The organism is Streptomyces decoyicus, from assembly GCF_019880305.1.
Taxonomy (GTDB): Bacteria; Actinomycetota; Actinomycetes; order Streptomycetales; family Streptomycetaceae; genus Streptomyces; species Streptomyces decoyicus.
Map to the genome: position 1 here is coordinate 2,737,683 of NZ_CP082301.1, position 24,240 is coordinate 2,761,922.

21 protein-coding genes and 1 pseudogene are annotated in these 24,240 nt (G+C 70.4%); 8 read left to right on the forward strand and 14 right to left on the reverse strand.

Features of this window, described 5'->3' with window-relative positions; genetic code table 11:
* The first annotated feature begins 14 nt into the window (after positions 1-14).
* Positions 15-155 carry a hypothetical protein gene (locus K7C20_RS12055; RefSeq protein WP_160328788.1) on the forward strand — a complete coding sequence of 47 codons (141 nt, stop codon included), beginning with the start codon at positions 15-17 and terminating at the stop codon, positions 153-155.
* A gap of 180 nt (positions 156-335) precedes the next feature.
* Positions 336-1,298 carry a TauD/TfdA dioxygenase family protein gene (locus K7C20_RS12060; RefSeq protein WP_030085275.1) on the forward strand — a complete coding sequence of 321 codons (963 nt, stop codon included), beginning with the start codon at positions 336-338 and terminating at the stop codon, positions 1,296-1,298.
* Between the two features lie 135 nt (positions 1,299-1,433).
* Here the strand turns inward: K7C20_RS12060 and K7C20_RS12065 are convergent, their stop codons facing one another.
* The 6 genes from K7C20_RS12065 to dusB form a co-directional block, all read right to left on the reverse strand.
* Positions 1,434-2,279 (reverse strand): ArsR/SmtB family transcription factor, encoded by an 846-nt coding sequence (locus tag K7C20_RS12065; protein ID WP_053210625.1) that lies wholly within the window; start codon positions 2,277-2,279, stop codon positions 1,434-1,436.
* Positions 2,280-2,892: 613 nt separating this feature from the next.
* On the reverse strand, positions 2,893-5,673 hold the full coding sequence (gene ppdK, locus K7C20_RS12070; protein WP_400847302.1) for a pyruvate, phosphate dikinase: 2,781 nt from the start codon (positions 5,671-5,673) through the stop codon (positions 2,893-2,895).
* Between the two features lie 280 nt (positions 5,674-5,953).
* On the reverse strand, positions 5,954-6,697 hold the full coding sequence (locus K7C20_RS12075; RefSeq protein WP_048829893.1) for a type 1 glutamine amidotransferase: 744 nt from the start codon (positions 6,695-6,697) through the stop codon (positions 5,954-5,956).
* Between the two features lie 210 nt (positions 6,698-6,907).
* Positions 6,908-7,396 (reverse strand): ricin-type beta-trefoil lectin domain protein, encoded by a 489-nt coding sequence (locus K7C20_RS12080; RefSeq protein ID WP_030085262.1) that lies wholly within the window; start codon positions 7,394-7,396, stop codon positions 6,908-6,910.
* A 260-nt stretch (positions 7,397-7,656) separates the two neighbouring features.
* Positions 7,657-8,232, reverse strand: a complete 576-nt coding sequence (locus tag K7C20_RS12085) for a MarR family winged helix-turn-helix transcriptional regulator (RefSeq protein ID WP_078953677.1) — start codon at positions 8,230-8,232, stop codon at positions 7,657-7,659.
* 257 nt (positions 8,233-8,489) lie between these two features.
* Entirely contained in the window at positions 8,490-9,617 is a 1,128-nt protein-coding gene (gene dusB, locus K7C20_RS12090; RefSeq protein ID WP_030085258.1) for a tRNA dihydrouridine synthase DusB, read from the reverse strand.
* 154 nt (positions 9,618-9,771) lie between these two features.
* Here dusB and K7C20_RS12095 point away from each other — a divergent pair, with 154 nt between their 5' ends.
* Positions 9,772-11,226, forward strand: coding sequence for an MFS transporter (locus K7C20_RS12095; RefSeq protein ID WP_053210623.1), 1,455 nt, complete (start codon positions 9,772-9,774; stop codon positions 11,224-11,226).
* A 277-nt stretch (positions 11,227-11,503) separates the two neighbouring features.
* On the opposite strand, the gene K7C20_RS12100 is transcribed toward K7C20_RS12095, so the two are convergent.
* The gene (locus K7C20_RS12100; RefSeq protein ID WP_030085252.1) at positions 11,504-12,430 is read right to left on the reverse strand and encodes a helix-turn-helix transcriptional regulator; all 927 of its coding nucleotides are present in this window, start codon (positions 12,428-12,430) and stop codon (positions 11,504-11,506) included.
* Positions 12,431-12,552: 122 nt separating this feature from the next.
* Here K7C20_RS12100 and K7C20_RS12105 point away from each other — a divergent pair, with 122 nt between their 5' ends.
* The 3 genes from K7C20_RS12105 (at position 12,553) to K7C20_RS12115 (ending at position 16,413) form a co-directional block, all read left to right on the forward strand.
* Positions 12,553-14,067, forward strand: coding sequence for an MFS transporter (locus K7C20_RS12105; protein ID WP_053210622.1), 1,515 nt, complete (start codon positions 12,553-12,555; stop codon positions 14,065-14,067).
* 300 nt (positions 14,068-14,367) lie between these two features.
* Positions 14,368-15,372: an aldo/keto reductase gene (locus tag K7C20_RS12110; RefSeq protein WP_030085245.1), complete on the forward strand. Its 1,005-nt coding sequence runs from the start codon at positions 14,368-14,370 to the stop codon at positions 15,370-15,372.
* Between the two features lie 459 nt (positions 15,373-15,831).
* The gene (locus K7C20_RS12115) at positions 15,832-16,413 is read left to right on the forward strand and encodes a TetR family transcriptional regulator (protein ID WP_030085243.1); all 582 of its coding nucleotides are present in this window, start codon (positions 15,832-15,834) and stop codon (positions 16,411-16,413) included.
* Between the two features lie 36 nt (positions 16,414-16,449).
* On the opposite strand, the pseudogene K7C20_RS39445 reads toward K7C20_RS12115, so the two are convergent.
* Positions 16,450-16,953: pseudogene (locus K7C20_RS39445) on the reverse strand (MFS transporter); the annotation flags it as partial.
* On the reverse strand, positions 16,941-17,402 hold the full coding sequence (locus tag K7C20_RS12125; RefSeq protein WP_030085239.1) for a pyridoxamine 5'-phosphate oxidase family protein: 462 nt from the start codon (positions 17,400-17,402) through the stop codon (positions 16,941-16,943). The gene K7C20_RS12125 and the pseudogene K7C20_RS39445, both read right to left, overlap by 13 nt.
* 296 nt (positions 17,403-17,698) lie before the next feature.
* Between K7C20_RS12125 and K7C20_RS12130 the strand changes: the two genes are divergently transcribed.
* Positions 17,699-18,313 (forward strand): hypothetical protein, encoded by a 615-nt coding sequence (locus tag K7C20_RS12130; protein ID WP_150127178.1) that lies wholly within the window; start codon positions 17,699-17,701, stop codon positions 18,311-18,313.
* A 106-nt stretch (positions 18,314-18,419) separates the two neighbouring features.
* On the opposite strand, the gene K7C20_RS12135 is transcribed toward K7C20_RS12130, so the two are convergent.
* From K7C20_RS12135 to K7C20_RS12150, 4 genes are all read right to left on the reverse strand, one after another.
* Positions 18,420-19,073, reverse strand: coding sequence for an anthrone oxygenase family protein (locus K7C20_RS12135; RefSeq protein WP_053208860.1), 654 nt, complete (start codon positions 19,071-19,073; stop codon positions 18,420-18,422).
* Between the two features lie 52 nt (positions 19,074-19,125).
* On the reverse strand, positions 19,126-19,401 hold the full coding sequence (locus K7C20_RS12140; RefSeq protein WP_053208861.1) for a DUF2087 domain-containing protein: 276 nt from the start codon (positions 19,399-19,401) through the stop codon (positions 19,126-19,128).
* Positions 19,402-19,818: 417 nt separating this feature from the next.
* Positions 19,819-20,502 (reverse strand): response regulator, encoded by a 684-nt coding sequence (locus K7C20_RS12145; RefSeq protein ID WP_048829892.1) that lies wholly within the window; start codon positions 20,500-20,502, stop codon positions 19,819-19,821.
* An 8-nt stretch (positions 20,503-20,510) separates the two neighbouring features.
* Positions 20,511-21,749, reverse strand: coding sequence for a sensor histidine kinase (locus K7C20_RS12150; protein WP_030085229.1), 1,239 nt, complete (start codon positions 21,747-21,749; stop codon positions 20,511-20,513).
* 176 nt (positions 21,750-21,925) lie between these two features.
* Between K7C20_RS12150 and K7C20_RS12155 the strand changes: the two genes are divergently transcribed.
* A complete protein-coding gene (locus tag K7C20_RS12155) occupies positions 21,926-22,384 on the forward strand; it encodes a hypothetical protein (protein ID WP_053208862.1) in 459 nt (152 codons plus the stop codon).
* A gap of 387 nt (positions 22,385-22,771) precedes the next feature.
* Here K7C20_RS12155 and K7C20_RS12160 read toward each other — a convergent pair whose 3' ends face one another.
* Positions 22,772-24,154, reverse strand: coding sequence for a glycine--tRNA ligase (locus tag K7C20_RS12160; protein WP_030085223.1), 1,383 nt, complete (start codon positions 24,152-24,154; stop codon positions 22,772-22,774).
* Positions 24,155-24,240: the final 86 nt, after the last annotated feature.

Consider the following 24,240-nt stretch of genomic DNA (forward strand, 5'->3'; position numbering starts at 1 on the left):
GTACGGTGCGTGGCATGAGCACGCACCTGTATGTCCGTGAGGCGGAGCCGCGCGACCGCGGCCCCCACGGCGAGTGCGCGCCCCGCGGCCTGAGCTTTCTGCGCCGCCGCGGCCGGGTGGGTTCTCCCCCGGCCTGTTGTTTCTGTACGTCCTGACGGCTTCGCACGCTGACGTCCGGCGGACGATGGTCCGACGACCGCGTCCGCCTCGGCCGCACGACGCTCCTCACCCGTCAGGCGAGGGCTTCTCTTTCCCCCGCCTCACCATCTCCCCTCTTCCTTTCCCCCTTCGTCCCTTCTTCCTTCTCCCTTCTTTCCCGCCTTCAGGAGGACCAGTTGACGACTCTCGTCGATTCCGCTCTCGTCGATTCCGCGGCTCCGTCCGCCCCCGCCCTGCGCCCCCACCGCATTCCCGCCGACGGGCTGTACGAAGGGCAGCGCATCTTGCGCCGGACGCCCGACGGCTGGGACGACCGGCCGTACGAGCGCTTCGAGGCCGTGCCGCAGGCGGCCACCATCGGGGCTGAAATCCGTGGGCTGGACCTGTCCCGCCCCCTGGACGACGGCCTGCGCGCGGAGCTGAACCGGGCGTTGCTGGAGTGGAAGGTGCTGTTCTTCCGCGGGCAGCATCTGAGCTCCGGGGCGCAGCGCGAATTCGCCCGCAATTGGGGTGAGCTGGAGACCAATCCGTTGCTGGCACGGGGCGAATCGAAGGATGTGGTGCGGTTCGACAAGGCCGTCGGCGGGGTCACGACGTTCGAGAACGTATGGCACACGGATGTCACCTTCCGGGAACGGCCCGCGCTGGGCGCGGTGTTGCAACTGCGTGAGGTCCCGCCCAGCGGCGGCGACACGATGTGGGCCGATATGGCGGCGGCATACGACAATTTGCCTCCGGAAATCCGGGCACGGATCGATGGGGCGCGGGCGGTGCACGACTATCTCCCGGGTTTCGCGCGCTTCTACTCCGCGGCTCAACTCGCGCCATTCCAGGCGGAGTTCCCGCCGGTCGAACATCCGGTGGTGCGCCGGCACCCGGAGACCGGGCGGCGGATGCTGTTCGTCAACGCCTCCTTCACCACCCGGATCGTGGGCCTGGAGGAGGCGGAGAGCGACCGGCTGTTGCGGCTGTTGTTCCAGCAGGCGCAGGTGCCGGAGTTTCAGGTGCGGTGGCACTGGCAGGCGGGGGATCTCGCGTTCTGGGACAACCGCGCCACCCAGCACTATGCGGTGAACGACTACGGGACGCACCGCCGGGTCGCCGAACGGGTCGCCATCGCGGGCGATCGCCCCTACTGACCGGCGGACTCGGGTACGCCCTGCCGCCGGTCGGGGCGTACCCGCCCGGCTGGACGTACCCGACGGGCCCGGAGATGTGGCCGGTACGCGGCCGGCCGCGGGGGCGCCCAGGCCGGCCGTGTGCGCCCCTCCCCCTCACCCCAGTCGTTCGTACGTCGCCGCCTCCGCCGGGCGCGCACCGCGCAGCAGGGCCGCGCCCAGCGGGGTGAGGGTGTGCAGCACCGCGTTGCCCTGCCGCAGGGTGACCAGCAGGCCCGCATCGCGGAGCACCGTCGCATGCTGGCTGGCGGAGGCCAGCGAGACATCGGCGCGGCGGGCGAGCTCGCTGGTGGTGCAGCCGACGCCGATGCCCTGGAGTATCTCGGAGCGGGTCTGGCCGACGAGCCGGCCGAGGGAACGTTCCGGCGGGACCTGCGGTGTGAGCCGCGGCGACTGGTGTTCCACGGGGTAGACCAGCACGGGCGTCAGTTCCGAGTTGTAGAAGGTGACGGGGGTGCGACGGCAGAAGTACGACGGCAGCAGCAACAGCCCCCGGCCGCCGAGGTGGAGATCGCGGTCCACCGGATAGTCGGCCTCCAGGACGGGCGGGCGCCAGCGCATCATCGGCGGGAGCGAGGCGAGCAGCCGGTCCGCGCCGCCGTCCAGCAGCGCCCGTCCGCGGGCGGCCCGGTCGGCCTCTATCCGGCTCTGGACGCGCGGCCAGTACGGGGCGACGGCCGCCTCGTAGTAGCGCTGGAGGATCCCGGCGAGCCGGCCGAGGGCACGGGTGTCCCCCTCGGCCATCGCCCGTATCCACGACGGGAACGGGCGGCCGGCCGTGGAGAGCCGGCCCAGTTCCTCGTGCAGCCGGCCGGCGGGCGTCTCGCGCAGCGCGGCGAGCGCGTCGGTCATGCCGAGGAGCCCTTCGGCGGGCGTCAGGAAATCGGGAAAATACCCGCGGGTGGGCACGAGCGGCGCCAGCAGTCGCGCTTCGCCATTCAACCTTCCACGTGTTTCCGATCGCCATTTGCCGAACGCCGAATCGTCCCGTCGGTCGCGCAGCCGGTGAAAGCTTAAGACGGTCTCCCACAGTGCGTCCGGGCGTGCCGCAATGCGCACACGGGCCAGATCGAGTCCACTGAAATGGACGCGTAACACCGAACCCCCACCCCTGGTTTCCTCAGTCGGCCCCCGGCACGCCTGAGTATGCACGCCAACACGTGCGGTCACCATGCCCTTTTGGCCAGACTTGAAAGTGGTCGCGCCACCGGGCGGGCGCGAGGAATGCTTGTACTCAATTCGGCGGCGGCGCGAACGGACCGGATTGCTCGATCCCGTGGGGGGTGATGGGCAACCACCCGGCCGCTCGGCAGCCCCGCTGAAGGCCGCACCCCGCGCCGACCGGGGTGACGGCAGCTCCCGAGGGGGGAGTCCGGAGAAAGGCGAGGGCGGCACCTCCGCACAGGTGCCGCCCTCGTTCGGGTGCCGGAACCGACAGCCAGGCGGCTGAGGGTGTGCCGTGCCGCCGGCTCCGGTGGTCTTTCAGGTCACCGCAGGCGCACTCGGCGCCCACGGTGACCGGTGGGATCAGCTGTTGCCGCTGCCCCCGGTGCGATCAGCGACTGTCGCTGCCCTTGGACTCCGCGGCCGCGCGGCCCGCCTCCAGGCGTGCGACCGGGATGCGGAACGGGGAGCAGGAGACGTAGTCCAGGCCCGCCTCGTGGAAGAAGTGGACGGACTCCGGGTCGCCGCCGTGCTCGCCGCAGACACCGAGCTTGAGGTCCGGGCGGGTGGCCCGGCCGGCCGCGACGGCGTTGCGGACCAGGGAGCCCACGCCGTCCTTGTCGATGGTCTCGAACGGGCTGACGCCGAAGATGCCCTTCTCCAGGTACGCGGTGAAGAAGCTGGCCTCGACGTCGTCGCGGCTGAAGCCCCAGACCGTCTGCGTGAGGTCGTTGGTGCCGAAGGAGAAGAAGTCGGCGGATTCGGCGATCTGACCGGCCGTGAGGGCGGCGCGGGGCAGCTCGATCATCGTGCCGAGGGTGAGCTTGAGGTTGACGCCGTGGGCCTTCTCGACCTCGGCGATGACCTGCTCGGCCTCCTCGCGGACGATCTCCAGCTCCTGGACGGTGCCCACCAGCGGAATCATGATCTCCGCACGCGGGTCGCCCTTGGCGTTCTTGCGCTCGGCGGCCGCCTCGGCGATCGCACGTACCTGCATCGCGAACAGACCGGGGATGACCAGGCCCAGACGGACACCGCGCAGACCCAGCATCGGGTTCTGCTCGTGCAGCTTGTGCACGGCCTGGAGCAGGCGCAGGTCGTTCTCGTTGGCGTCCTTGCGGGCCTCGGCGAGCGCGACGCGCACCGACAGCTCGGTGATGTCGGGCAGGAACTCGTGCAGCGGCGGGTCCAGCAGCCGTACGGTCACCGGCAGCCCGTCCATCGACTCGAACAGCTCGATGAAGTCGGCCTTCTGGAGCGGCAGCAGCTGGCTGAGCGCCGCGTCCCGGTCGCTCTCGGTGTCGGCCAGGATCAGGCGCTCGACCATCTCGCGGCGTTCACCGAGGAACATGTGCTCGGTGCGGCACAGGCCGATGCCCTGGGCGCCGAACCGGCGGGCGCGGGCGGCGTCCTCGGCGTTGTCGGCGTTGGCCCGTACGCGCAGCCGGCGTACCCGGTCCGCGTACGCCATGATCCGGTGGACGGCCTTGACCAGCTCGTCGGCGTCGTCGGCGCCGGCGTGCATCCGGCCCTCGAAGTACTCCACGACCGGGGACGGCACGACCGGCACCTCGCCGATGTAGACCTTGCCGCTGGAGCCGTCGATGGAGACGACGTCGCCCTCCTCGATGACGGTCCCGTCCTGGGTCGTCATCCTGCGGGACTTGGTGTCGACCTCCAGCTCCTCGGCGCCGCAGACACAGGTCTTGCCCATGCCGCGGGCGACGACGGCGGCGTGCGAGGTCTTGCCGCCGCGGGAGGTGAGGATGCCCTCGGCGGCGATCATGCCGTTGAGGTCGTCGGGGTTGGTCTCCCGGCGGATCAGGATGACCTTCTCGCCGGAGCGCGACCACTTGACGGCGGTGTACGAGTCGAAGACGGCCTTGCCGACCGCGGCGCCCGGGGAGGCGGCGATGCCGCGGCCGATCATCTCGGACTTCGCGCCCAGGTCGAAGCGCGGGAACATCAGTTGCGCCAGCTGCGCGCCGTTGACCCGCTGGAGGGCCTCGGCCTCGTCGATCAGACCCTGGTCGACGAGCTGGGTGGCGATCCGGAAGGCGGCACCCGCGGTGCGCTTGCCGACCCGGGTCTGGAGCATCCACAGCTTGCCGCGCTCGATGGTGAACTCGATGTCGCACAGGTCCTTGTAGTGCGTTTCGAGCGTCTCCATGATCTGCATCAGCTGGTCGTACGACGCCTTGTCGATCTGCTCCAGGTCCGCGAGCGGGACCGTGTTGCGGATACCGGCGACGACGTCCTCGCCCTGCGCGTTCTGAAGGTAGTCGCCGTAGACGCCCTGGTGACCGCTGGCGGGGTCGCGGGTGAAGGCGACGCCGGTGCCGGAGTCGGGGCCGAGGTTGCCGAAGACCATGGAGCAGACGTTGACCGCGGTGCCGAGGTCGCCGGGGATGCGCTCCTGGCGGCGGTAGAGCTTGGCGCGGTCGGTGTTCCACGAGTCGAAGACCGCGCGCACGGCGAGGTCCATCTGCTCGCGCGGCTCCTGCGGGAAGTCGCGGCCGGTCTCCTTGGCCACGATGTCCTTGAAGTGCGCGACCAGGCTCTTGAGGTCGGCCGCGTCCAGCTCGATGTCGACGCGGACGCCCTTGGCCTGCTTGGCCTCCTCCAGCGCCTCCTCGAAGAGCTCGCCGTCCACGCCCAGCACGGTCTTGCCGAACATCTGGATGAGGCGGCGGTAGGAGTCCCACGCGAAGCGCTCGTCGCCGGCCTGCGCGGCGAGGCCGGAAACCGATGCATCGGAGAGGCCGATGTTGAGGACGGTGTCCATCATGCCGGGCATGGAGAACTTCGCCCCGGAACGCACCGATACGAGCAGCGGGTCATCGGCCTGGCCGAGCTTCTTGCCCATCTTCTGCTCAAGGGCGTCGAGGTGCTCGGAGACCTCGGCACGCAGTGCCGCGGGCTCGGTACCGCTGTCGAGGTAGACCTTGCAGGCTTCGGTGGTGATGACGAAGCCGGGAGGGACGGGAAGTCCCAGGTTGGTCATCTCGGCAAGGTTCGCTCCCTTGCCGCCCAAAAGGTCCTTGAGGTCCTTGTTGCCCTCGGTGAAGTCGTACACGAACTTCGCGGACGAAGGCTGGGTTACGTGGGGATCTTGTGTTTCCGGCACGGCACTGACTCCTCGCCGACGGGCTGCCCTGACGGCGAGGAACATACCCAGATCGAAGGCGTATGGGTACGTCCACTTGGTCGACATACCTGCGTAACCAGTCGTCCGCCAGCAGATCGAAAGTGATCACGCATTCGGCAGACCATTCATTACCTGAATGCATCACTCCGCTATGCATCCGAAATGGCCATGTTGTGCTACTCACTGCGACGAATGGAGTAATCAGTCGAACGCATGAAGCATGGCACCGGGTGCCATCATTGGAGAGATGGAGCCCCACACGAGGTGCTCATCTGAGCGCGCCCCCTATCAGGGGTGGCGAGAATCACGCGCTCATGTGTGACCGGGTCCCATCATTTGGACCCTCTCCAGCTCCTCGATCGGCCACCTGATCAAGGAACGCGTCCACGAGGGTGCGCGCCCGCTCCCGTACGGCCGGCAGATCAGCCCGCAATTCGGCCACCAGCCGCGCCGGGTCGGCTCCGACCTCGGCCGCGATCGCCTCCCCGTCCTCGTCGAACCAGGCCTGCAACACCTCCGGCGTCAGCTCCGGATGGAACTGCACGCCCCATGAGCGGCCGCAGACGAAGGCCTGGGAGGCGACGTCGTTACGCGCCAGCTCCCGGGCGCCCGACGGCAGCAGCCAGCGGTCCCCGTGGAACTGGAACCAGGGCCCCGGACCGACCAGGTGGGGCGCATCGGTCGTGAGGCGGCTCCAGCCCAGCTCGAAGCGCGGGGCGGCCTCGACGTCCCCGCCGAGCGCCGTGGCCAGCGCCTGACCGCCGAAACAGATGCCGAGCACCGGTATGCCCGCCTCGTGCGCCGAGCGCAGCAGGGCCAGTTCCGCCTCGATCCAGGCGTTCCGCCGCGCCACCGACCACGGGGCACCGAGCGTCAGGATCAGGTCATGATTCCCGGCCGCCGGAAAGCTCACTTCCACATCCGGGGTCGTATACCGCTCGGCCGGCACGACGAGCAGCTCGTCGAGCTCATAGCCCCGCTCGGCCAGCCGCTCGCCTACGTGGCCCGCGGTGGACAGATGATCGTGGACGATGACCAAGGCGCGCATGCTGGGCGCTCCCCTCCTGTGTGCGGGCCCGTCGGGCCCTCGACCGGGCTGTGGTGCGGATTTGCCACCGCGGCAATGAGTGGCGGCCCCGGCGGACGATCAAGCCCGGCCATTCAAGGGCCCACCGCCGAAAAGGGAAAGGCGCCCGGCGGGGGTGTCCCGGCCGGGCGCCCTTCCCGTGTGGAGGAGCACTTCCCGTGTGGAGGAGGACTAGTTGTAGTCAGCCACCCACCACTTGCGGGTGGTGCGGTGGCCCGGGGTGCAGACCACGTTGCCCTTCGCCGTCACCTTGAGGAAGCAGCGGGCGACGGGGTTCCCGTAGATGGTCTTGTCCCCGTCATGGAACGAGCCGACGCTCCACGACAGGGACCACTTCCGCCCGTCGGCGTTGCACGCCTTGGCATAGACGTAGCCGCCGGTCGGCTTATGGGCCGTCAGGCAGGGGCCCCAGGTGGAGCTGGAGGCCGCCGAAATGATCTGTTCGCCGGGGTTGGGCGCCCAGTTCTGCTTCGGGTCGCTGGTGCGGCACTTCACTGCCGTGACCCGCTTGTCGAAGCCGTTGAACTTGAGGCACTTCTTCGCTGCCACGTTCTTGATGTTGAAGCCCTGGACGGGCGCGGCAGTGGACGATGTCGCAGTGAAAGCCGTCATTCCGACCGCTGCGGCACCGGCGATCAGCAGACTGGTCCTACGCTTCACGCTTCCCCCTGAATTTTCTCGGTTCCTCGCTCCCTTGAGCTGGTCCTCAGGGGGCGGTCATCCAGGGGTGCCGAAAGCGGTCGCCGTGCTGGCCCGCACCCGACCGCGCGGCTCGCTCCCCCGAACCGGAACGATGCTATCCGCCTCGTCAGGAGCATGATCAAGAAACGAATCAGCCATTCCGGGGCCGAGGACCGCCCCCCGACCACGCCGGACGGCGCGCCGCAAACCGCTTCCCACCTGGTGGTTCGGACGATCCCCTATCCCTTGGCCCGGCGTCCGCTCCGCCGCGGCCGGGGGTCCTGGCCGTCCAGCAGCTCCAGCCGCCGGTCCTCGCCACGGGTCTCGACCTGCAGCACGATCCGCCCCAGCAGATCCGCCAGGTCCAGCGCCTCGTCGTCGCTCAGCCCCTCGGTGACAAAGGCTTCTTCGGCGTTGAACTCCGGGAAGACCCGGGTCATCAGCTGCTCGCCCCCGGGGGTGAGCGCGAGCAGGGCGAGCCGCCCGTCGGCCGGATGCCCCTTACGCTCCATCAGGCCGCGGGCCTGGAGGGTGCGGGCGACGCCGGTCAGCGTGCCCTTGGAGATACCGGCCTCCTCGGCGACCCTGCGGGTCTCCCCCTCGCCCCGGATCCACACCACCCACAGCACGACGAACGAGGTCCAGGTCAGCTCGGCGTCGCGCAGGACGGAGTTCTCGAAGTGCTGCCGTACGGCGGCCGCGGCACGGTAGATGCCGGCGACCGCGGCCATCCGCTCGTGGCGGACGGGGAAGTCACCGAGCTTGGCCTGGACGGCCTTCTCCGTGTCCCCGAGGGAACCGCGCCCGCTCACCACAGCATCTCCCTCGGCCTCGCCGGTCCCCGCGCGCTCCAGTGCCGGGATTCCTGCACGGCCGCTACCGGAACTCGTGCACGGCCGTGCGAACTGCCGCACCACTCGCCCCGCACGGATACCCCGTACGGGCTCAAACGGTATCGCCACTCAGCCCGACATGCCCGCATTCGCGCACCGACACGCCCTATGCTCCCTATGCTCCCAGGGTTCCGGGCCCGGGCCGCTGCCCCCGGCCGAGCCGCTCCGAAGGGCCCGGCTCAGCCGCCCGACGTGTCCAGCTCCGCGTCCGCGTCCACACCCGCGCAGTCGTAGGGGTCGTCCAGCCAGCCGTCCGGCAGGACCACCCGGTTACGGCCCGACGTACGGCCGCGCGGTCCGTCCGCGCCCACCGGCCACGGCTGGTCGAGGTCCAGCTCCGACAGCAGCGCGTCCAGCTCGTCGAGGGAGGAGGTGACGGCGAGACTGCGGCGCATCTCGGAGCCGATCGAGAAGCCCTTGGTGTACCAGGCGACATGCTTACGGAAGTCGATGACGCCGCGCGCCTCGTCGCCGATCCACTCGCCGAGCAGAGTGGCGTGCCGCAGCATCACGGCGGCGACCTCCTTGAGCGTCGGCTGTGCGTACGTACCGGTGCCCTCGAAGGCGGCGACCAGATCACCGAACAGCCAGGGCCGCCCGAGGCAGCCGCGCCCCACGACCACCCCGTCGCAGCCCGTCTCCCGCATCATCCGCTCGGCGTCGTCCGCCGACCAGATGTCGCCGTTGCCGAGCACCGGGATCTCCGGGACATGCTCCTTGAGGCGTGCGATGGCGTCCCAGTCGGCGGTGCCGCCGTAGTGCTGGGCCGCGGTCCGCCCGTGCAGGGCGATTGCCGTGATGCCTTCCTCGGCCGCGATCCGCCCCGCGTCCAGGTAGGTGATGTGGTCGTCGTCGATGCCCTTGCGCATCTTCATCGTCACCGGCAGCGCACCCGCGTTCGCCACCGCCTCGCGCAGGATCGAGCGCAGCAGATTCCGCTTGTACGGCAGCGCCGAGCCGCCGCCCTTGCGGGTCACCTTCGGGACCGGGCAGCCGAAGTTCAGATCGATGTGGTCGGCGAGGTCCTCTTCCGCGATCATGCGGGCGGCCTTGCCGACGGTGTCCGGGTCGACGCCGTACAGCTGGATCGAGCGCGGCTTCTCGGTCTCGTCGAAGTGGATCAGCTGCATGGTCTTCTCGTTGCGCTCGACCAGCGCCCGGGTCGTGATCATCTCGCTGACGAACAGGCCCTTGCCGCCGCTGAACTCCCGGCACAGCGTCCGGAACGGGGCATTGGTGATCCCGGCCATGGGCGCGAGCACCACCGGCGGCTGCACCGTATGCGGACCGATCTTCAGCAGAGTCATGACGGCAATACCTTCGGCTTTCTTCGGCTTCCTTCGGCGGGGCGGACGGGCCGCGGCCGTACGGGAGGTCCGGCCACTGCGATCTCCCATTGTCCCGCACCGCGCGAGTGGCCCCGCCAGGGCCGCACGCCCGGGATCGTTGTAGCGTTCAACCATGCCTGAGCTCAGCCGTCGACGGCGTCTCCTGGTGCTGGCGATCTGCTGCATGAGCCTGCTGATCGTCAGCCTCGACAACACCATCCTCAATGTCGCCCTGCCGTCCATCCAGCACGAACTGCATGCCTCGGTCTCCGGCATGCAGTGGACGATCGACGCCTACACCCTGGTCCTGGCGGCGCTGCTGATGCTGGCCGGCTCCACCGCCGACCGGCTCGGCAGGCGCCGGATCTTCCTGGTCGGTCTGGTGGTCTTCGCCGTCGGCTCGCTGCTGTGCAGCCTGGCGCCCGGCCTGGAGTGGCTGGTGGTCTTCCGGATGGTGCAGGCCGTCGGCGGCTCGATGCTCAATCCCGTCGCGATGTCGATCATCACCAACACCTTCACGGAACCGCGGGAGCGGGCCCGCGCGATCGGGGTGTGGGGCGGTGTCGTCGGCATCAGCATGGCGGCCGGGCCGGTGATCGGCGGGCTGCTGGTGCAGACCGTCGGCTGGCGCTCGATCTTCTGGATCAACGTCCCGATCGGCGCCCTCGCGTTCTTCCTGACCCTGCGCTACATCCAGGAGTCCCGCGCTCCCAGGCCGCGCCGCGTCGACCCGGTCGGCCAGCTGCTGGTGATCGCGCTGCTCGGCTCGCTGACGTACGCGATCATCGAAGCCCCGGACGCCGGCTGGGTCTCCCCCGAAATCCTGACGTTCGTGCTGGTGGCGCTGGCCTCCCTGGCCGGTCTGATCTTCTATGAGCGACGCCGGCGCGAACCCCTCATCGACCTGCGGTTCTTCCACAGCGCACCGTTCAGCGGGGCGACGATCGTGGCGGTCTGCGCTTTTGCCGCGCTCGCCGGCTTCCTCTTCATCAACACGCTGTATCTGCAGAACATCCGCGGTCTGTCCGCTTTGGGCGCCGGGCTCTACATGCTCCCCATGGCAGGGATGACGCTGGTCTGCGCACCGCTGTCGGGGCGGCTGGTCGGCAGCCGGGGGCCACGGTTGTCGCTGCTCCTGGCAGGTGCGGCGATGGGGGCGAGCGGGCTGCTCTTCGCCGCGTTCGACGCGCAGTCGACGAATCCGCTGCTGTTCACCGGCTATGTCCTCTTCGGTATCGGATTCGGCCTGGTCAACGCGCCGATCACCAACACCGCGGTGTCGGGTATGCCACGCACCCAGGCCGGTGTGGCCGCCGCCGTCGCCTCCACCAGCCGGCAGATCGGGCAGTCGCTCGGCGTCGCGGTGATCGGCGCCGTACTGGCGGGCGGGGCCCATGCCGCCGCCACCGCGGACGCCTTTGTCGCGGCCGGCCGCCCGGCGTGGTGGATCATCGCGGGCTGCGGCGCGGCCGTCCTGCTGCTCGGCGCCCTGACCACGGGCCGGTGGGCGAAGGCCACGGCCGACCGCACGGCGACCCTGTTCGACGAGGAGGAGCGGGGGCAACGGGCGGCGGGCGCGCGGTCGTAGGCAGCTCACGGCCACCCGTTGTCCGCGCACCGCGGGCCGCTCGCGTCCGCCCCTCGGGCATCCAGTCCGGACCGCTGACATCCCTCCGGCCGTTCGCTGCAGGTCGCTGACATCCCTCCGGCCCTTCACCGCGGGCCGCTGACGCCCGCCGCGCCCCGGCACCGTTCACCGCGGACCGCTGACATCCCTCCGGCCGTTCACCGCGGACCGCTCACGCCCGCCGCCCCGGCCCTTCATTGCGTGCGGACCGCCCGCGCCCGCCCCCTCGGCCGTACGGTCACACCGTGACCAGCGCCGCCTCCTCCGCCAGCCGCTCCAACTGCTCCAGCCGCTCCCGGGTCGTCTCGTCCACGGGCGCGTAGGACAGCAGCTTGGGACCGGGGTTGGGCCCCGTCCACAGACTCGTGGCGGACAGCTGCAGCACACCCACCCGCGGATGCCGGAAGAGCTTGACGGAGCTCATCGGACGGATGACCTCATGCTGGGCCCAGATCTCCCGGAACTCCGGCGATGCCTCCGTCAGCCGCGCGACCAGTGCCTTCCAAGGCGGCTCCGCCACATGCTCGGCCATCGACGCCCGGAACTTGGCCGCCATCACCCGCATCGTGGCGTCCAGATCGACCACGCTCGACCGCCACCCGGGATGCGTGAACGCCAGCCACATGCAGTTGCGGTCCTCCTCGGGCAACGCGTCGAGGTCGCACATCAGGCGGCCGTAGGTGCTGTTGTAGGCGAGGATGTCGAACCGGCTGTTCTGGACGACCGCGGGGAACGGCTCCAACTGGCGCAGCAGCTGGCGCAGTTCGCGCGTGACGCCCGTGCACTCCGTGCCCGGCATCGGGTCGACCGCCCCTGCCAGCGCGAACAGATGGCTGCGCTCGGCGCGGTCGAGCAGCAGCGCACGGGCGACCGCGTCCAGGACCTGCGGCGATACGTGGATGTCCCGGGCCTGTTCGAGCCAGGTGTACCAGGTGACCCCGACCGCGCCCAGGTGCGCGACCTCCTCACGGCGCAGACCGGGGGTACGGCGGCGGGCACCCCGGGGCAGTCCGACCTGCTCGGGCGTGATCCGCTCCCGTCGGCTGCGCAGAAAGGCGGCCAGCTCGGCCCGGCGGGCGGCGTCATCGTGCGGGGCGGTGCCGTGCCGCGGGGCGGCGGCGCCAGGGCCTGTGGCAGTCTGCGTCAGGGGCATGTCCACGGTCATACCTCCAGCGTGCCGCAGGCCGCAGCCGGTTGCCAGGTAGCACCGGTACCAGGATAAGAAGACTCTGGTACCAGCCTGAGCGCTCGACAACAGTCGAGTCCGTGAGCGATACCCGAGCACAGATGCCCCCCGCGGACGCCACGGCCGCGATCCTCGACGCCCCGGCCACCCTCCCGGATGCCGCGCACCCCGGAGCCCCGGCGACGCCGGAGGCGCCGGCCGCAGCCGGCCCCGCCCCGCAGCGGCACCAGGCCACGACGGTCCTGACCCCGCTCGGCCTGCTGACCGTACTGCTGGGCGCGGCCCTGCCCATGATCGATTTCTTTATCGTCAATGTCGCACTGCCGACGATCGACCACGATCTGCACGCGGGGCCCGCGATGCTGGAGATGGTGGTGGCGGGTTACGGCGTGGCCTACGCCATGCTGCTGGTGCTCGGCGGCAGGCTCGGCGACATGATCGGCCGGCGCCGGCTGTTCCTCTGGGGCCTGGTCGCGTTCGGCCTGACGTCACTGGCCTGCGGTCTTGCTCCGGACGCCGGGACGCTGGTGGCCGCCCGGGTCGCCCAGGGGGCCGCGGCCGCGCTGCTGCTGCCGCAGGTGCTGGCCACCATCCAGGCCACGACCACCGGCAAGCGGCGCGCCAAGGCCGTCAGCCTCTACGGCGGAACGGCCGGTGTCGCCAGCGCCGTCGGCCAGGTGCTCGGCGGTCTGCTGGTCTCCGTCGACCTGGCGGGCACCGGCTGGCGCGCGGTCTTCCTGGTGAACGTGCCGATATCCGCCGCGGCCTGGCTGCTGGCCGCCCGTACGGTCCCCGAGACCCGCTCCCCGCACCCGAGCCGGGTGGACGGTCCCGGGACCGCGCTGCTCGCCGCCACTCTGATCACCCTGCTGCTGCCGCTGACGGAGGGCCGGGCGGCCGGCTGGCCCCTGTGGTCCTGGATCCTGCTGGCCGTCTTCCCCTTTGCCGCCGCCGCGTTCCTCCTCGTCGAGCGCCGGGCGGAACGCGCAGGGCGTACCCCGCTCGTCCCGCCCTCGCTGCTGCGGATCCCCTCCGTGAGCAGCGGACTCACCATGATCATCCCCTTCACGCTGGGCTTCGGCGGCTTCATGTTCGTGGTCGCCGTCGCCCTCCAGAACGGCCTGCACTACGGCCCGTTCGCGGCCGGGCTGTCCTTGGCGCCGCTGTGCGTCACGTTCTTCTTCGCCTCGCTCGCCGGTCCGCGGCTGGTGATGCGGTTCGGGCGGCGGGTGGTGGTCGCCGGTTCGCTGATCCAGGGCATCGGGCTGATCGGCCTGGCGCTGACCGTGCACTCGGGCTGGCCCGCGATATCGGTGGCCGGGCTCGCATCGAGCATGGCCGTCCTGGGCCTCGGGCAGGGCATGGTGCTGCCGGTGCTGATGCGCATCGTGCTGAGCGAACTGCCGGTGACACAGGCCGGCGTGGGCGGCGGCGTCATGGTCACCACCCAGCAGTCCGGCCTCGCCCTCGGCGTGGCCACCCTCGGCACCCTCTTCCTCGCACTGATCCCGTCCGTCGGCATCCGTGACGCGATGCTCGCCGCCCTGCTGACGCAACTGGCGATCGTCGCGGGCACGACGACACTCGCCCTGCGCCTGCCCCGCACCCTGCGCTGACGCGCACTGACGTCCGCTGGCGTGCACTGATGTGTATGACGTCCACTGATCTGCACTGGGCTGCCCCCTGCCCCTACCCCTGCCCCTCTGCACTGGCCTGCGCTGACCTGCCCTGACCTGCGAGGGAGTGAGGGAGCGAGCGACGAGGCTTGCGTGGGCACTCACACATGACGGCTGACAGATATTGAAATCTGTCAGTCGTCATGCCATAGTGAATCTGGAACACGCGGCATCCGCCCCACGTCCCCCCCCACGCGCCCACCCCCCATCCCCACCCCTCTCGTCCTCCAGGAGCACGCAGTGCAGACCCGCACCCTGGGCACCACCGGCCCGCAGACCTCCGCCCTCGGCCTCGGCTGCATGGGCATGTCCGCCCTCTACGGCGACACCGACCGCAGTGAATCCATCGCCACCCTCCATGCCGCCCTCGACGCGGGCGTCACCCTGCTCGACACCGGCGACTTCTACGGCATGGGCCACAACGAACTGCTGATCAACGAAGCCCTGCGGACCGCCCCCGCGGCGGCCCGCGAGAAGGCGCAGATCAGCGTCAAGTTCGGCGCCCTGCGCACGGTCGAAGGCGGCTTCACCGGCTATGACGGCCGGCCGAACGCGGTGAAGAACTTCGCCGCGTACTCCCTCCAGCGCCTGGGCACCGACCACATCGACATCTACCGGATCGCCCGGGTCGACCCGGACGTCCCGATCGAGGAGACCGTCGGCGCCATCGCCGAGCTGGTCGAGGCCGGGCACGTCCGGCACATCGGCCTCTCCGAGGTCGGCGCCGAGACCCTGCGCCGGGCCGCCGCCGTCGCCCCGATCTCCGACCTCCAGATCGAGTACTCCCTCATCTCCCGAGGCATCGAGGAGGCGATCCTGCCGACCGCCCGCGAGCTCGGCATCGGCGTCACCGCCTACGGCGTCCTGTCGCGCGGCCTGATCAGCGGCCACTTCAGCCGCGACCGCAAGCTCGCCGCCAACGACTTCCGCGGTATGAGCCCTCGCTTCCAGGGCGAGAACCTCGACCGCAACCTCGACCTCGTGGACGCGCTGCGCAAGATCGCCGAGCAGAAGGGCATCTCGGTCGCCCAGACCGCCATCGCCTGGGTGCTCTCCCGCGGCGAGGACATCGTCCCGCTGGTCGGCGCCCGCCGCCGCGACCGGCTGACCGAGGCCCTCGGCGCCCTGGATGTCACCCTTGACGCCGGTGACCTCTCCGCGATCGAGCGCACGGTCCCGCCCGGCGCCGCCGCCGGCGACCGCTACCCCACCGACCAGATGGCCCACCTGGACAGCGAACGCTGACGCCAGGGGCGCGAGCACCGCGGCCCGGTGACCAACGAGGTCAACCACCGAGGTCCGGTGACCGACGGAGGCCCGGTGCCCAACGCGGTCCGGCGCCGACCGGGGTCCGGTGACGACCGAGGTCCGGTACCGATCGAGGTCCGGTGACGACCGAGGTCCGGTACCGATCGAGGTGGAGAGACGACGGAGGCCCGGTACCGGCTGAGGCCCGGAGCCGACCGAGGCCCGCTACCGATCGAGGTCGGGAGATGATCGGGCCCGGTACCGACCGAGGCCCGGTGGCCACCGAAGCGGGTACGGGGCGGAGCCAGGTACCGTCCGTACGTACTCGGCGCCCGGATCCGACGTGGTGTACGCACGCACCCGCGACCGGTTCCGGCACCCGCCGGTGTGCCACCGGCACCACCCGGCACCACTAGCCGCCCCCGCCCCGCCCTCTCCGAAAGGCCGCCCGCCCCCATGCCGCCCGAGACGTTGACCCCAGAGCGCATTCTCGAAGCCACCGAGGAGGTGCTGCGCCGCTACGGCCCGGCCAAGGCCACGGTCGTGGATGTGGCGCGCGCCCTGGGCGTCAGCCACGGCAGCGTCTACCGCCACTTCCGTACGAAGGCGGCACTCCGGGAGGCGGTCACGGAGCGCTGGCTGGACCGTACGAGCAAGGAACTGTCGGTCATCGTCACGGCGGAAGGACCAGCTCCGGAACGCCTGGACCGCTGGCTGACCGCCCTCTTCGAGGCCAAGCGGCACAAGGCCGGCGACGATCCCGAACTGTTCGCCACTTATATGACGTTGATCGGGGAGAGCGGCGGCGTCGTCGACCGGCACATCACCGACCTGGAAGCCCAGCTCACCACCCTCATCGAAGCCGGCGTCAGCGAGGGCGAGTTCCACACCCCCTCCCCCGCCACCACCGCCCGCGCCGTCTTCGACGCCACCGGCCGCTTCCACGACCCGTGTTACGCCCCCGAGTGGTCCCGCCCCGAAATCGCCACCGACTTCGAGGCCGTCCGCGACCTGGTCCTGCGGGGCCTGCGCAGCTAGGGGTAGCTCGGGGGCAGCACGTCCGCGGCTCTGAGCGACGGTGAGCACGGCCGGGAAGAAGACGCCGCATGCGCTGATGGTGATCAACAGGCATAGCCAGGTCATGAGCGTGTTGCTGCCGATGGTCGCCTGGATGAGGAGCAGTACTGCCGCCCCTGTTGTCGCCAGCGCGCCGCTGATGATGAGGAGGACCTCAGGGCGCCGACGTTTGGCCAGACGGCCGTAGGCCAGGCTCCCCGCCATGTTGCCGACGGCATTGAGACCGTAGACGAGGCTGGAAAGAGCTGAGGAGAGACGGTAAATGCCCTGGAAGACGAAGGTGGTACCGGCGATATAGGCGAACACGGCGGCTCCACCACAGGCGAGGGCTGACACCGGTATGAGGATGGCGCGCTGCGCGGCAACCTGTCCGATGGTGCGCAGGCTTGCGGCCAACCCGCCCGTGAGGCGAGCGTGCGGCGGATGGGACCCACCCAAGTGCTCATTGCGCCAGATCTCATCAGCGTTAGCTTGCCAGTTGGACAAGCTCAGGCCACCCATGCTCCGTCACGCATGATGACTCTGCCGCGAAGTTCCTGCTCGCCGCGCCAGGCACGGACAGTCTTCGGCACGAAGCGGATATACAGAAAGGGGCCATCGTCCCCGCGTGGGTCCCACCCGAATTTGTCGACGAATGCCTGCGCCGCGTCCCCGGGCACCTCGTCGTCCGGGAAGCACTCCACCGCGCCCTGGAGAAGCACCACATCGGAGGTGTCCGGCAGTGCCAGGCGCACACGCGGGTCTTCGCGGACGTTCCGTGCGGTCGCGGAGGTCGCACCAGTGCACATCCACAGCGCCCGCCCGTCCCACATGAACCACAGTGGCACCTGGTGCGGCCCGTGTTCAGGATGAGCTGTCGACACCCATACATCCCGCTCGCTGGCGAGCCGTTGCAGGGTGTCACGCCTACGTTCAGGCGCCTGACGAGGAACGATCTTCGTGGTCTGCATGAGCGTCGACACTAGCCAGCAAGCGCGCAGCGCACATCGGGCGCGGGACCTACTCGCAGCGGCCTATGGCCTCTCAGCCCTGGGGCGGCGGAGCCCGGAGGAAGTGAGTCACCTGACCGGGCGGACAAGCTCCAGGGGCGGCGCCCCGGAAGGCCCACCGGACACGAACGGAGAACGAACGCCCCGGGCGAAGTCATTCTCCGGCCGAAGGTGGTCGATCCGCCCCCGCTCGACCGCGTTCATGACGGCTCTCTATGATCAACCGGCTCACGACGGCACGAAACGGGGAGACGGCAATGAGTTCCATGGTGAGTTCGCGGAGATGCCTGCGGACGGCGGCGATAGCGACGCTGGTGGTCTTGACGGCCGGTGCCTGCGGCTCGGAGCCGGCCAAGGGCACGCCCGTGACACGTCCGACGGCGCCGGCACTTGATGCGGTCGCGCCCCAGCATCGCGCGCCCGGCGAGAAGGCACCGGTGCTGGAGAAGATCAAGTACGAGCTCGAAACCAGGGTTCTCCGCATGGGCGGCATGGTTCCGAAGCCGACGAGCAGTTCCTGTGACACCGACGCGGTCGGCGACAAGCCTCAGAAGTTCACCTGCAACGTCAAGTACCTGGGCATCGATGTGCCCTTCCGGGTGGAGACCACGGGCGGCTTCATCATGACGCAGTACACCGCCACGCCGGTCAAGGGCGGAGTGATCACCGGCGAAGGTGTGCGCGCCACGGCGTGGAAGCGGTACGGCACCCTCGGCGGAAAGACCAGGGACTCGCTGCGCTGTGACGACATTCCCACGGTCCGGCTGGTCCCGGTCGACAAGCCCAGCGGATACCGGTGCTACGTCGGCGCAGGCGGCCTGGCGGGCTCCTACGACGTGATCATCGGCGGCAACGGCCTGAGTCTGCGCTGAGCAGCGGCACAGGAAGAACGCAGCACCACCGCAACGGTGTGACGCTGCGCCAAGAGGGCGTCCTCGTCTGCTGCCAGTCGTTCGAGCAGCGCCCTCGAACAGCTCCTCACCCCGCCCCCGCCCCCGCCACGCCATGCAGGAAGAGAGCCCAGGCGAGCATGCCGAAGGCGGCGGTGTGGGCGAGCGCGCGCACGATGTTCCAGGTGACCCACCGGCCCTCGAAGTTGTCCCGCGCGGCCTTGAGCACACCGGGCCGGTCGGCCATGCCGGCCGGTCCGCCGAAGCCGCGGGAGCCGCGGGAGCCGCGCGAGCCGCCGGCGTCGCCCAAGGCAGCCGGGCCGTCGTCCCTCGGGGCCTTGTCGAGGACGTTGTCGGGCGCGCTGTCGAGGGCGTTGTCGGGCGCGTTGTCGAGGGCGTTGTCGAGGGCGTTGTTGAGCGGGACGTTGACGCCGCCGGTGACGAAGAAGCCCGCCGAGTACAGCACCAGCGCGGCGAGAATCCACGGCAGTGCCATCCGGCCGGTCCCGTTCCAGGCCAGGACGGTGGCGAGGACGAGCAAGGGGATCGGCAGCAGAAAGGGGAGCAGGAACCAGCCGTTGACGATGGCCCTGTTGATGTTCTGCACGGCCTCTACGAAGGTGCGGTCGGCGGACCGCCGGAGACCCGGCATCACCGCGTAGGCAAAGGCGGCGAACAGGCCGGCCATCAGACCCACGCCGAGGGTCGCGCCCAGGAGCGTGGCGGTCTGCAGGACTCTCATGGCTCCTCCGTGTCCGGTGCGGTGGGCCGACCCTACCGAGAGCGGCAGCGCGCTACCCGACCCTCCGGTAACTGCTGCCGTCCTTGGGCCTGGTCAGCAGGCCCGCCACGACGAGGTAGCGGCGCAGCGCCGAGCAGTCTTCGTGCACCGTCAGCAGTGCCTCGTTGACCTCGCGCTCGGTGTACGCCCGGTCCCGCTCGAACAACGTCTCCGTGAGATGGACGAGCAGTTGCTCGCGGCGGGCCGCCTTCCGTGGGATCGCCGTCAGCCGCCCCCGGGAGAAGAGGGAGGCCACCCCCTGTGAACCGCTGGCTTCATGGTCGGACATGCCTGCAGCCTCCCGCGCCGCCCCACCCCCGGCAACGCATTTTCCCGGCGCGAGGCGAGCGCGGGCGGGCGGCCACCCCGAAGGCCACCAGCCGCCCGAGGGGCACACGAGGCAGCAGAACCGGGACGCCACCGGCTCACCAGGCAGACCGGATCGGGCCGTTCGTGCGAGTCGGGCCAGGTCGACGGCGAGATCGCCGAGCTCGGCCCCGGTGATGCGGCGGTGGCTCCCGCAGGCTCCGCACTCGCGGTGGCCCATCAGGCCGACGAGCCGCCGCACATGTGGGTCACCACCCGCGCCGGCCTGACCGCCGAGCCGGCCGACGGCAGCAGCATGGCGCCGCCGTGGGCCAACTGGGGCCGGATGGCGGCCGCTTGGGCCGTGGGTTTATTCGGTTCGCAGGGTTGTTGCGGTGCTTCAGGGAGCCGGGTGGTGGTGTCCGGGAGCAAGGGCCGACGCACCCTGGCCCCCCACCCCGAGGAATTGCAGCACCGCCAGCACCCGCCGGTGGTCCGCGTCCGCCTTCGGCAGGTCCAGTTTGGCGAGGATGTTGTTGATGTGTTTGGCGACCGCACTCTCGCTCACCACGAGCTGGGCGGCGATGCCCGCATTGGAGCGGCCCTCGGCCATCAGGGCGAGGACGTCCCGTTCGCGGGCCGTCAGCCGCTCCAGCGGATCGCTCGCCCGGCGCACCAGCAGCTGGGCGACGACCTGCGGGTCGAGCGCGGTGCCGCCGGACGCCACCCGGCGCAGTGCCTCGATGAACTCCTCGACGTCCGCGACCCGTTGTTTGAGCAGATAGCCGACGCCGCTGGTGTTCGTCGCGAGCAGATCGGCCGCGTAGCGCTCCTCGACGTACTGGGAGAGCATCAACACGGCCGTGCCGGGCCGGTCCCGGCGGATGGACAGTGCGGCGCGTACGCCCTCGTCCGTGAAACCGGGGGGCATCCGGACGTCCACCACCGCGAGGTCGGGCCGGTGTTCCCCGACCGCCGCCAGCAGCTCCTGCGCGTCCCCCGCCTCGGCCACCACCTCGAACCCGGCCATCTCCACCACCTTGACCAGCCCGATCCGCAGCAGTACGGAGTCCTCGGCGATCACGGCACGTCTCACATCGGGCACGGCAGCTCCACGCTCATCATGGTCGGGCCCCCCACGGGGCTGCTCATCCGGAATGTTCCGTCCACGGACCGCACGCGCTGGGCGAGCCCCCTCAGACCGCTCCCCCTGGACGGATCGGCGCCGCCCGTCCCGTCGTCGGCGATCACCACCCGAAGTATCTCGCCGAGCCGGGTGACCGTCACCTCCGCCCGGCTGGCCTCCCGCGCATGCTTGGCGATGTTCGTCAGCGCCTCGGAGACGACGAAGTACGCGACCGCCTCGACGGCCGGCGCCGTGCGCTGCGGCAGATCCGCCGGCAGATCCGCCGGCAGATCCACCCGCAGCCGTACGGGCAGTGGCGCGCGGGCCGCGAGACCCGACAGCGCCGCATCCAGCCCCAGTTCGTCCAGAACGGCCGGATGGAGCCCGCGCACCAGGTTGTTGAGCTCCTCGATCGCGTCCTTCGCCTCACGGTGCGCGGCATCGATGACCTGCTGCGCCTCCGGTGGCAGGTCCGTCAGCGTGGCCTTGGCCAGCCCGAGGTTCAGGGCCAGTGACACCAGCCGCTGCTGTGCGCCGTCATGCAGATCGCGCTCGATGCGCCGTCGCTCGGCGTCGGCGGCGTCCACCGCACCGGCCCGGCTCTCGGTGAGGTCCTCGACCCTGCGCGCCAGCTCGTCGGACCGGCTCACCCCCAGCACCGCCCGCCCCACCAGGATCTCCAGCCGTACGAGCCCGCCGGCGAGCGGGGGCACCGCGGCGAGCGCCGGCAGCCCCACCGCCGTGAGGTATCCGGCCGGGACGGCGTAGCCCCCGTGGTCGCGCCGCCACTGCGACGGCACCAGCCACACCCACACCAGGACCAACGACGCCGCCACCGCTGCCAAAAGCAGTGCCAGCAGCAGGATTTCCAGCACCGCGAGCAGCGGACCGATCAGCAAGTTGTAGCCGAACTGCCGCTTGATCTCCCTGAACCGCAGTCGCGGCAGCTCCACTCCGCACAGCGCCCGGAACCGCCAGCGCTGCGGCTCGGTCAGCCCCCAGCCCGCGACGAACAGCAGGGGAAGCGTGAACGCCAGCACCACCGGCGTATCGGGGTCCGGGTCGAGCACCGTGCCGAGCAGCAGCATCACCACCCAGAAGTGCAGCAGCAGCGGGAGGAGATGCAGCGTCATCCCGGCGGCTATGAAGGCGATGTCACGCCGCATACGTACGAGAGCCCGGCGCAGCCGGGGCGGGACGGTCATGATCCAACCGTATGGGGCCGGTTCGCGCGGCGGCCATGACAGCAGGGTCCGTAGCGAGGGTGTAGCTGGTGCCACCCCAAGTCGGACAGCGACGTTACTGACGGTGGCCTGCGAAAACCGGAGTGTTGATCACGAGCCCGACGGCCGGGTTCACGACTCCGGAAGAGATCCTTTCCATGGCCCTCAACTCCCTCAACTCGCCAGCCATCTGCGGCAGTTACACCCGCCGAGGCGGCACCGGCACGGTGTCGCTCAGTGCCGCCCGCCGTCGGCAGGTGCCGCTCAGCGCCGCCCGCCGTCGGCAGGGCAGGATCCTGACCGGCGCCGGGCTCGCCCTCCTCCCCTGGCTCGGCTACCTGGCGGGCACCCTCCCGCCCGCCGAGGCCGCCGCCTGGGTCGCCCTGGACGCCCTGGAGGCCGCCGCCCTCCTCACCGCCGGCACCCGCCTGCTGCGCGGCGACTCCCGCCACCGCGCGCCCGCGGCCGCCGCGGCCGTCCTGCTCCTCGCCGATGCCTGCCTCGACCTTGCCACCGCCGCCCCCGGCACGGAGCTGGCCACCGCCCTCGCCATGGCTGTCGGAGCGGAACTGCCCCTGGCGGGCCTGTCCGCCTGGCTCGCCTCGCGGCGGAGGTGAGGCGCCTAGGGGGTGAGCGAACAGATCCCGTAGGGGAGGCGAGGGCCCCCTGCGGGCCACAACGTGGGGACGCCGGAAGGCATTCCCGCCACCCCGTCCCGCCGCCCGTCCCGCCACCCTGTCCCGCCGCCCGTCCCGCCGGCCGTCCCGCCGGCCGCCCCGCCACCATCTCCGTCACCGCCCCCCACACCCCCGCCGTCACCTCCGCTCCCACAGCCCCACCCCACCCCAGCCCAACCCCAGCCCAACCCCCACCCGCGCCCGCGCCCGCGCCCGCGCCCGCGCAAGCAAAAGCGCCGGCCGGCCCCGGAGAATCCGGGGCCGGCCGGCGCTTGAGGTCGCAGGTGGGCGCCGCCCCGGAAGGGACCGGTGCCGCACCGCGCGGGACTAGCAGCCGAGCAGCCGCGCGCCCAGGTACGCCTGGATCTGGTCCAGGCTGACCCGCTCCTGCTTCATGGTGTCGCGCTCGCGCACGGTCACCGCGTTGTCGTCGAGGGTGTCGAAGTCGACCGTGACGCAGAACGGCGTGCCGATCTCGTCCTGGCGGCGGTAGCGGCGGCCGATCGCGCCCGCGTCGTCGAACTCGATGTTCCAGTTCTTGCGCAGGTCCGTGGCCAGCCCCTTCGCCTTCGGCGACAGCTGCGGGTTACGGGACAGCGGCAGCACCGCAACCTTGACCGGCGCCAGGCGCGGGTCGAGCTGCATGACGGTGCGCTTCTCCATCTTGCCCTTGGCGTTGGGCGCCTCGTCCTCGATGTACGCGTCGAGCATGAAGGCGAGCATCGCGCGGTTCACACCGGCCGCCGGCTCGATGACGTACGGAGTCCAGCGCTCGCCGGCCTCCTGGTCGAAGTAGGAGAGGTCCTGGCCGGACGCCTTGGCGTGCGCGGACAGGTCGTAGTCGGTGCGGTTGGCCACACCCTCCAGCTCGGAGAACTCGGTGCCGCCGAAGTTGAAGCGGTACTCGATGTCAGCGGTGCGCTTGGAGTAGTGCGAGAGCTTCTCGGCCGGGTGCTCGAACCACCGGATGTTCTCCTCGCGGATGCCGAGGTCGCGGTACCAGTTCCACCGCTGCTCCATCCAGTATTCCTGCCACTGCTCGTCCTCGCCCGGCTTGACGAAGAACTCCATCTCCATCTGCTCGAACTCGCGGGTCCGGAAGATGAAGTTGCCGGGCGTGATCTCGTTGCGGAAGGACTTGCCCATCTGCGCGATGCCGAACGGCGGCTTCTTGCGGGAAGTCTGCTGCACCTGGGCGAAGTTGGTGAAGATGCCCTGCGCGGTCTCGGGGCGCAGGTAGGCGACCGAGGCGGTGTCCTGCGAGGGGCCGAGGTGGGTGGAGAGCAGGCCGGAGAACTGCTTGGGCTCGGTGAAGCTGCCCTTGTTGCCGCAGTGCGGGCAGTTCAGGTCGGCGAGGCCGTTCGCCGGGAGCCGGCCGTGCTTGGCCTCGTACGCCTCTTCCAGGTGGTCGGCGCGGAAGCGCTTGTGGCAGGAGGTGCACTCGGTGAGCGGGTCGGTGAAGGTGGCGACGTGGCCGGACGCCTGCCAGACCTCGGGGGCCAGGATCACCGACGAGTCGAGACCGACGACGTCTTCGCGCGAGGTGACCATGGCGCGCCACCACTGACGCTTGATGTTCTCCTTGAGCTCGACGCCCAGGGGACCGTAGTCCCAGGCAGCGCGGGAGCCGCCGTAGATCTCACTGCACGGGTATACGAAGCCACGGCGCTTGCTCAGGCTGACGATGGTATCGATCTTGTCGGCGGCCACGGTGCTCTCTTCATTACGACGACGAACGATGGATGGGCAGCGCCCTAGCGCCTCGATGGGGGGGTGGTGGTCGGGAGACGGGTGGG